General features: G+C 44.4%; 8 protein-coding genes and 1 pseudogene. 6 read left to right on the forward strand and 3 right to left on the reverse strand.

From position 1 onward, the window contains the following. The first annotated feature begins 46 nt into the window (after window positions 1–46). The 6 genes and pseudogenes from ACQEXP_RS21030 (at window position 47) to ACQEXP_RS21055 (ending at window position 7,108) form a co-directional block, all read left to right on the forward strand. Window positions 47–247 (forward strand): AlpA family transcriptional regulator, encoded by a 201-nt coding sequence (locus tag ACQEXP_RS21030; RefSeq protein ID WP_010440638.1) that lies wholly within the window; start codon window positions 47–49, stop codon window positions 245–247. 82 nt (window positions 248–329) lie between these two features. After that, window positions 330–770 (forward strand): ribonuclease HI, encoded by a 441-nt coding sequence (locus ACQEXP_RS21035; protein WP_426971442.1) that lies wholly within the window; start codon window positions 330–332, stop codon window positions 768–770. Window positions 771–978: 208 nt separating this feature from the next. Continuing rightward, a complete protein-coding gene (locus ACQEXP_RS21040) occupies window positions 979–3,501 on the forward strand; it encodes a T6SS effector antibacterial DNase (protein WP_426971443.1) in 2,523 nt (840 codons plus the stop codon). Continuing rightward, window positions 3,502–3,912 (forward strand): hypothetical protein, encoded by a 411-nt coding sequence (locus ACQEXP_RS21045; protein WP_029827263.1) that lies wholly within the window; start codon window positions 3,502–3,504, stop codon window positions 3,910–3,912. Window positions 3,913–4,037: 125 nt separating this feature from the next. After that, a pseudogene (locus tag ACQEXP_RS21050) lies at window positions 4,038–4,232 on the forward strand (RNase H family protein); the annotation flags it as partial. A gap of 275 nt (window positions 4,233–4,507) precedes the next feature. Next, window positions 4,508–7,108, forward strand: coding sequence for a DEAD/DEAH box helicase (locus ACQEXP_RS21055; protein WP_029827264.1), 2,601 nt, complete (start codon window positions 4,508–4,510; stop codon window positions 7,106–7,108). Between the two features lie 100 nt (window positions 7,109–7,208). On the opposite strand, the gene ACQEXP_RS21060 is transcribed toward ACQEXP_RS21055, so the two are convergent. From ACQEXP_RS21060 to ACQEXP_RS21070, 3 genes are all read right to left on the reverse strand, one after another. Next, the gene (locus ACQEXP_RS21060; RefSeq protein ID WP_031428486.1) at window positions 7,209–7,436 is read right to left on the reverse strand and encodes a hypothetical protein; all 228 of its coding nucleotides are present in this window, start codon (window positions 7,434–7,436) and stop codon (window positions 7,209–7,211) included. Between the two features lie 47 nt (window positions 7,437–7,483). Then, window positions 7,484–7,852 carry a hypothetical protein gene (locus ACQEXP_RS21065; protein WP_031428488.1) on the reverse strand — a complete coding sequence of 123 codons (369 nt, stop codon included), beginning with the start codon at window positions 7,850–7,852 and terminating at the stop codon, window positions 7,484–7,486. A 30-nt stretch (window positions 7,853–7,882) separates the two neighbouring features. Further along, the coding region (locus ACQEXP_RS21070; RefSeq protein ID WP_426971444.1) for a WYL domain-containing protein at window positions 7,883–8,538 on the reverse strand (656 nt) is incomplete at its 5' end.

Here is an 8,538-nt window from a genome sequence, read left to right on the forward strand (position 1 = left end):
CTTATCACATGGGTATATACAAAGCAGGAGACGATTCCCAGTGAAAATGAAATTTCTACGACTTAAAGACGTGATGTCACTAACAGGGTTAGGCCGCTCCACTATCTACAAGTTCATGGCTGATGAAACCGATTTTCCGAAGAGTGTCCCACTCGGTGGACGTGCCGTGGCTTGGGTCGAAAGTGAAATAGAGGAATGGATGGAGCAACGTCTAGCACTGCGAGACAACCAAGAATCCTTTCAGTAACACAAACATCAAATCACATCATCAACGGGGCGCTGGCTAAGCAAAGTCATGCGCCCTTTTTACAATTAGAGAGAGATAAAAAATGAGCTATTCAATTTACGTAGACGGCGCTGCACCAAACAACCAACACGGATGTACACGAGGTGGTATCGGGCTGGTGGTCATGGATGAAGACAATGAGATTGTTCATGAAGAGAGTTTTACCATCAATCGAAAAACCGACAATGCTGAGCTGGAACTACTGGCCTTAATTGAAGCGTTGGAATACGCAGAAGATGGGGACTTTATCTATTCGGACAGCGATTACTGTGTGAAAGGTTTCAACATTTGGATGGACGATTGGAAAGACCGAGGTTGGCGTCGAGCGGATAAGAAACCGGTTAAAAACCGCCAGCTTTGGCAACAAGTGGACGAGTTGAGTTCTAGGAAGTATGTCGAGGTATTTAAGGTCAAAGCACATTCGGGTATTGAAGGGAATGAAAGAGCTGACCTGTTGGCGGTTGAAGCGGCGGAAGCTGACTAATACAAGAATTCATAGTTTGGGAGGGTAGCACCTCTCAAGCTATGCCCTATTTTTGTTTGGGCTAAGTTGGTTAATGATTAAGTCATTATCAATAGGTTTGGTTCCAGTGGGTGAAAATCACAATGTCTGCAATTGGTAGACAGAACTTATGGTTATAAATCCTGCAACTCCCGCAGCTTAGGTAGAATACACCCATTGAAAGTAGCGGATGGATTTGATTGTGGGTTATCGAGTGGTACGGTTAACCGAACTGATGGCATATGAGTTTGGTCAGGTTGAAGGTGATATTGGAAGGCTGGACGAAAGAGCGTTAGGCTCAGCACTCCCTCAGGGGATGAGCTATTCCAGTTTTATGGACAAGCTGAAAAGTGGTGAGTTAGCACTATTGACGGATTCCCCTTCGAAGCCAGTGATGCTCCGAGATGGCATGAGCAAATCATGGAGCTTGTCGGCGGAAGGGCAAGAGGCGTTATCGCCAGAAGCGAAGAATGCCTACCTGTCCAGAATGAGAATGTCAGGCGGTAGTGCGGGCAGTGCTGCGCCCACTCAAAGCGCCGCGGGCTATGCGCCAAACATTGAAGAAACCTATGTTCCTGAGCCCGTGAAACCCGATACCTCAGATGCCCCACCAAAACTGCAATACGAATATTGCTTTGAAGTGGCTTGTTCGGATGAGACGTTGAGAAAAAGCGTGGGGTATGCGTTTGAATTGGCGAAAACCAAACAAGAAGCCCTGATTGGCCGTTGGCAGACGGAGGCAACCGAGCACGGTACAAAATATACCGCTCATACCGCCTTTGATGAACCGAAAAAATTAGTCGCTAAAGTGGCTTCCAATGCTTTGGGTATTAGCGTTCCCGACAATGTGCAGGTGAAGCCAATAGGCTCTGGTGTAGTGCGAGAGGCATTTATCCCAGTTGTCCCTTCAGTGCAGATTGGTGAGCGTTTGGGGCTACCAACAGAAGGCTACTACTACCATTTTTACAATGGCCGTTTAGTTCAAGAGTACAAGCTGCTTGGCAATGGCAAGTGGGCCTTCTACGCGACACGTTCCACTCACGAGCAGCTCAATGATGAGCAAGGCTACAACATCTATCAAAGTGCCATTCTGGTCTACTGGAAGCTCGAAGGTAAAGACGTTGAAAACCAACATCTGATTTATCTTGAACAGCAAATTGCCCGAGAAGAGCTCGACAACCTCAATGATGACTGGTTGGCTCAACATGGTATTAAGCTCGATATCAACGAATTGCTTGCTGCGCCCAACCAACCTGTCACGGAAAGGCAAACCACTCAACCCTCGGGCACGGAGAAAGCTGAGAATAAACCAGAAACGCATACTGTTGGAACGGATTCTAAAACCAACCAACGAGAATCATGGGGAGCCATTGCAGAGCAATATGGCTTGTCGGCGAAACAATTACTGGACTTGAATCCGCAGTACAACGCTGACCCGATGTCATTGAAAGTCGGGGATACGCTGACCGTTAAGGCCGTTGAAGAAAACCAGAGCACTCCAGAAAAAGCGACCGATTTACCTCCGCTCTCCCCTTGCACCTATAGCTGCTTGGCGAACACGCATTATGATTACTCTGACTCGCTTATCTCAGGAACCCAGTTTAAGGCGATAAACAGCGATAGTCTGTTTGAGAAAGAATTGCCCGTTACGAACTTAACCACCATCACCACGGCTTCTAAAGCAACCGATTATGGTAAAACGGCACTACTTGCGATCCCCGCAAATGGCGCGGCAACCAACCTTGGCATTCTTAGTTCCAGTACGACAAATACGATAGGCACATGGTCGATTTCAGGAGAAGCGTTAGCAGGCTTTGCGCGAATGGGGGGCTTTCTAGTGGCCGCCTTATGGCCGTCTCAGCTTGGGGACGGCACCTTAGATGGAAATCCAGATTTTGCGACCGATGACACTACGACGATGCGTGTACGTTTCAATATGTACACAGACGAGAATGGTAAACAGCAAGTGGTCGGCATCAAAACGGGAGACGGTAGCGCCTATGGTGAGCGAGTTGCGAAGCGTGAGGCGGAACAACAAGAACAGCACTTTGTTGCTGAGCTAGATAATGGGATTACCATTACATGGACACCGGATGGCTCAACGGATGTACTAACACCTGATACTGTATTGCCCGAAAATGATCAGCTCGATGTTCACAATATCTGGGTTCGTCCTATCGAAGAGCATGAACAAGAGATAGGTACAGCGCTCTATCCCGAGGAAGAGCTTGCTGAGTATATTGTGACTTTCCCTGCGGATTCTGGCGTGTCCCCCTTGTACTTAGTATTTAATAAGCGTAGTGCTGGAATTACTAAGGTAAAACCACTGGAAGTAGGCACTTATGGCGACTTAGCGCCAAGAAGCAAAAAGGATGGAATGGATATAGATCATATTCCATCTCAGGCGGCATTGTTAAGAGCTGCGGAAGAAATGCTTGGACGTCCTTTAACTGCTGATGAAAAGAAAGAAATTATTAACTCAGGTGCTGGAGTAGCGATCCCGAGAGAGATTCATCAAAAGTGTAGTGAAACATATGGTGGAAGAAATAAACTTGAAAAGCAGCAAGTTGATTCAGGTGATCTAGAAGCGGCAGTAAATTCGAATTTTGATGCGATTAAGACATGTTTAAAAGAAAATGGCTACACTGATGAGCAACTTGAGGACGCTAGAGAAGAGCTCCACCGCTTAAATAAAGCAAATGGATGGTATTAGATGAACTATTTAGATTTTATTGGCTGCACTTATCAAGACCTTGTGAAAAACCCTAAGTTTGCAGCGTTAATAACAGGTAATGTGCCATCGACGATGGATGGCTACACTGAAGAATTTTACATTCGAACTTTTGATAATGGGCTGGAGTTTCAATTTGACGCAAACAGCAGCGTTCTAAAATTGATTGTTGCCACTAATCCTAACTTCTTTATGGACGACTTAAAGAATATCTCATCCAAGGAACTAGTTCATCAGATGATGGGGAAGCCTGTTGAGTCGATGTTAGAGAAAAAAGTACCAGTACTTGGTGTTGTCGGAGCTTGGGACAAGTACAAATCTGTGAATGGTCATACTATTCAAGTCTTATATGAAGTTGGTTCTACCAAGGTCAAGAGTGTTTTTTATCGATAACATATACCTTCAAACTGGTGTATAGAAGCAAAAAAGAATGGGGAGCGTGATGCTCCCCATTGTTATTTTTACCGCTGCTGGTGAAGTTACTTTTCTTTGCTGGCTTCACTGCCTTCAGACATTGTGATAGCTGGAAGAAGAAAAACTGGCGTAGAGCGGATTAAAGCACGATTTTAAATAGCCGCTTGTGGTAGACAGTCGATGCTCTTCTCTCTGAAAGGTACGTCGAAGTCAAAAAGGTTAGAGCGCATTCTGGTGTCAGAGGGAATGAGATAGCGGATTCGTTAGCAGTTGATGCTGCTAGAAGTGATATCGATTGATGTAATAATGCGGTTTGTAGGCTCAATCTAACAAGCCGCTATTACCTGTTATTTGCGTTTTTGTAGATAACATATATCTGAAGGTGGATGCGTTACACACGGCGGAGCATCAATCTAGATTGCTGGTTTACAGAATTTGAAGTGACTGGAAGTTCTTGATATGAAACCTAGATTTAATCACATTGCTTTAAAAATTTAATTGCATACTGCTGGGGAGGCTGCAATGTTTTTATTAATTGTTTTCTCCAATATTGCAACGCTAAAGTGAGGATTGTATGGCTTTTGTAAAAATGCCCCCTAAGGCAGAAGCTCCAGATTCACCTGATGGTCTCTTTAGAGATCTACCACGACGCAAGATTCCAGATGTGTTACCACACCAAAAATCAATGATGCAAAACTACTCGGCGACGGCCGTAAATGCTAAAGATGTCGCATTGCAACTGCCAACGGGTAGCGGAAAGACCTTAGTTGGTCTCTTGATCGCAGAGTGGAGGCGACGCAAGTTCAAGGAAAAAGTTGTTTATCTATGTCCAAACAAGCAATTAGTGCATCAAGCCGTTGCTCAAGCAGAAGAAAAGTATGGTCTATCAGTTGTTGGTTTCACGGGTTCAAAGCATGAGTATTCTACTCAAGATGAAACTAAGTATAAGTTGCGAGAAAATATTGCGATTACAACTTATAGCAGTTTATTTAACACTAAACCGTATTTTGATGATGCAGATGTTATTATTGTTGACGATGCGCATGCCGCTGAAAATTATGTGACTGAGTTGTGGTCTTTACGTGTTGAGCGATTTAACGAGAAGCACAATGCGGTTCATAGTGCACTATCAACACTGCTAAAAAGTTATTTAGACCCTCTTAGCTATACTCGTTTGACGGGACAGTGGGATAGCCCAACAGACAAATCGTGGGTTGATAAACTGCCTACGCCTGTACTAGACCAGCTTCACGATGAAATTTGTGAGGTCCTCGACACACATACAAAAAACTCTGATTTGAAATACGCTTGGTCTCTATTGAGACATAATCTTCGGGGTTGTCATTTTTATATGTCATCTACGGAGATTTTGATTCGGCCTCTCATTGCTCCGACGTGGACTCATCAGGCTTTTCACTCTGCCAAACAGAGGATTTATATGTCAGCGACCCTCGGTGAGGGAGGTGACTTAGAAAGGCTACTCGGACGGAATAATATTCAGCGATTACCAATACCTGAAGGTTGGGACACACAAGGTGTGGGTAGGCGCTTTTTTATCTTTCCTACTCTTTCTTTGAATGCTACAGATAGTGTGGAACTAAGAAGAAAGCTTCTTAAGCAATCATCTAGAAGTCTAGTGCTTGTACCAAGTGAACAGATGAAAGCAGAAGTAGTCAAAGATATCGAAGACAACCTGTCTTTAACTACTTTCACTGCTGATGATATCGAGCACTCTAAATCACAATTTGTAAATACTAATTCTGCGGTGGCTGTCGTAGCTAATAGGTATGATGGCATTGATTTTCCCGGAGACGAATGCCGATTATTGTTTATTGAGGGTCTGCCTAAGTCCGTTAACTCTCAAGAAAGATTTCTAATGTCTAGAATGGGGGCAAATGTTCTGTTCAATGAGCGAATTCAAACGCGAGTTCTACAGGCTATTGGACGTTGTACGCGCTCACTTAATGATTTCTCTGCTGTTATTGTTACAGGTGAGGAGTTACCGGATTATTTGGTAGACCCAAGACGCAGAGAGTATTTCCACCCAGAGTTACAAGCCGAGCTTGAGTTTGGCGTTGAGCAATCAAAAAACTCCACGATACAACAGTTTGAAGATAATCTGAGCATATTCCTAGAAAATGGAAAGGAATGGGAAGACGCAAACCAAATGATTGTTGACTGTAGACAGAGTTCAACACAAAAAACTTTCCCGAGCATTCAGCAGTTAAAAGATTGTGTGAAACATGAAGTTAAGTATCAGGCTGCGATGTGGCAACAAGACTATGTGGAAGCACTGAGTCAAGCAGAAACAATCCTAGGTTTAATGACAGATGGAAGTTTATATGGCTATAGAGCCTTGTGGGAGTATCTGGCTGGTTCAGCAGCTTATCTGGCGGGAGAGAATAACCCCGAGCTTCTTAAAAAGTCTCAGTTACATTTTTCACGAGCAAAAAATGCAGCAAAAGATATCCCTTGGTTAGTCCACGTGTCTAAGCATGCACAGCAACAAACAGCAGAGCAAAAAGAGCAAGAGGATAAAGATAGAATTACGATGCTCCAAGTTGAGAAAATTGAAGCAATGCTTGAGTCATTAGGTACGGCTCATGATCGCAATTTTGCAGAACATGAGCGTAAGATATTTGAAGGTTTTAATCATAGTGAATCGTTTGAAGAAGCTCATAAACTTTTAGGGGTGCATCTTGGTTATGATGCTGGGAAGGTCGAGATATCTGGTTCACCAGATCCATGGTGGCAATGTGGAGAATTTTGTATTGTTTTTGAGGACCACGCTAATGCACAAGATGCTTCCTCTTTAAGCATTACGAAAGCTAGACAAGTATCTTCACACCCTACGTGGATGAGAGAAAATGTCAGCTCATGTCAGTCTGAAGCAGTGAATATTCTTCCGGTTTTACTCACCCCTGTAATGACCGTTTATCCTGGCGCTTTAACGCATTTATCAAATGTATATCTTTGGAAGCTCTCAGATTTTAAAGAATGGACAGCAAAAGCTTTAAGTACTATTCGAGAGTTAAGAAAAAGTTTTGTTGAGCCTGGGGATCTTGCATGGAGAGCGCAGGCGTCAAGCAAACTACAAAATGAAAGTTTGGATTTTCTTAGTTTAATTGAATGTTTAAAAAAACAACCAGCGAGGAACGTACTGTCTGAAAAGTAAAGGAAAAATTTTATTTTTCCAATCAATTCAATTAATAGAATGTTAAAAAATGGGGAGCGTGATTGCTCCCCATTGTCATTTTTTAGCGGCGCTGGTGGTATTACTTTTCTTTAATGGCTTCACAGCCTTCAGGAACGGTGATACTTGCTGCTTCCTTACCTTTCTGCTGCGCCGCTTTCACATCCATTTTGTATTGAGTGCATTTGCCTACACTGACGTTAACTGCACCCGAATCTGCTGATGGGTTACCGCCCAGTGTTCCACCAGCAAAGGCGGAAGAGGTAGAGAAAACTAACGCTGCTGTGATGAGTAGAGATGACTTGTTCATAGTTAATCCTTACGAGTTGGTTGAGTGTGTTATTTGGGAATTGAGAGTTAGAAGGTGTAGACAAAGGTGCCAGCACTGGAGGTGACTTCGATTTCTTTCACGCTGTCCACGGTGCAGTTGTTGCTGTATCCGGTGTAGGTTTGGCCGAACTGTAATGAAATGTTTCTTGATAGCTCTGAGGCTGTTCCTGCGGGTAATCGGCAGTTGCCACGGTTAATCACCACATTGCTAATTACGGTGCTGTCGGTGATGGCTTGCAGATCAAAGACCAATGTTCCCCAGTGAGGGTTAGTCGATATCGATACTTCAATATCAGCCGTTGCTGCTTGAGTCTCTTCTTGGTCGCCACAAGCGGTGAGTCCGATAAACAGCACGCTCATAGCGGCGTATCGGAGTAGGGTGTTGGTTAATGTCATAACGGTGCTCTCCTTATCGGTGAGTGAAATTCAGGATGCACTGACTCCATCGTGTTCACGCATGAACCGCTCAAGATTGAAATCAGTCGGATAGGTAAAAGAAAACGTCGATACACTGGCCTCATCAATCAAAGGCAAGGCTAGGGTGCGTATCGTGTGTTGGCCGGATAATCGAAAGAGCAGCAAGAGCGCGTCACACTGAACCGAGAGTCCCAGTGGCTCAATGAGCGCCTTCTCTTGCTGCAATACTTGGCTAGATATCTTGAGCATACGGTTGTGCAGTAATGCCGTGTGTACCGCATTTAATACTTGCCGTTGCTCGTCACTCCACTCGCGAATAGTGGGCAATGTCACATGTACTTTGGCTAACCATGCTTGCTCTTTTGAATGCGCTGAACCCTTGTGTGGTAAGGGTTTGTCTCTCTCCGAGGAGGACCCTTGCCCATAATTCAGTGCATCAGGAACCAGCGGTAGTAAGTACTTGTTGGTCAGTTGCCAATAGAGCATTTCTTGCTTGTTGAGCTTCAGTAATTGCTCTGAGGTTTTCCGATAAACATGGGGCATGCTCATCGAATCACACTCCACGTTAAACACCTCCACAATGATGTTATCGAGGTAGCGTTTAATGCTGCGCGTGGTGCGGTGGATATCGAGTAGGGCTAACTGCTGCTGCAACTCCCTAACGG

It is taken from the genome of Vibrio sp. TRT 1302, assembly GCF_050113875.1.
GTDB lineage: Bacteria > Pseudomonadota > Gammaproteobacteria > Enterobacterales > Vibrionaceae > Vibrio.

What these genes read in the sequence shown, in the direction of transcription:
- ACQEXP_RS21045 (WP_029827263.1), top strand. Translation starts at nt 3,502, where the DNA reads ATGAACTATTTAGATTTTATTGGCTGCACTTATCAAGACCTTGTGAAA.
- ACQEXP_RS21030 (WP_010440638.1), top strand. Translation starts at nt 47, where the DNA reads ATGAAATTTCTACGACTTAAAGACGTGATGTCACTAACAGGGTTAGGC.
- ACQEXP_RS21065 (WP_031428488.1), bottom strand. Translation starts at nt 7,852, where the DNA reads ATGACATTAACCAACACCCTACTCCGATACGCCGCTATGAGCGTGCTG.
- ACQEXP_RS21040 (WP_426971443.1), top strand. Translation starts at nt 979, where the DNA reads ATGGATTTGATTGTGGGTTATCGAGTGGTACGGTTAACCGAACTGATG.
- ACQEXP_RS21035 (WP_426971442.1), top strand. Translation starts at nt 330, where the DNA reads ATGAGCTATTCAATTTACGTAGACGGCGCTGCACCAAACAACCAACAC.
- ACQEXP_RS21060 (WP_031428486.1), bottom strand. Translation starts at nt 7,436, where the DNA reads ATGAACAAGTCATCTCTACTCATCACAGCAGCGTTAGTTTTCTCTACC.
- ACQEXP_RS21055 (WP_029827264.1), top strand. Translation starts at nt 4,508, where the DNA reads ATGGCTTTTGTAAAAATGCCCCCTAAGGCAGAAGCTCCAGATTCACCT.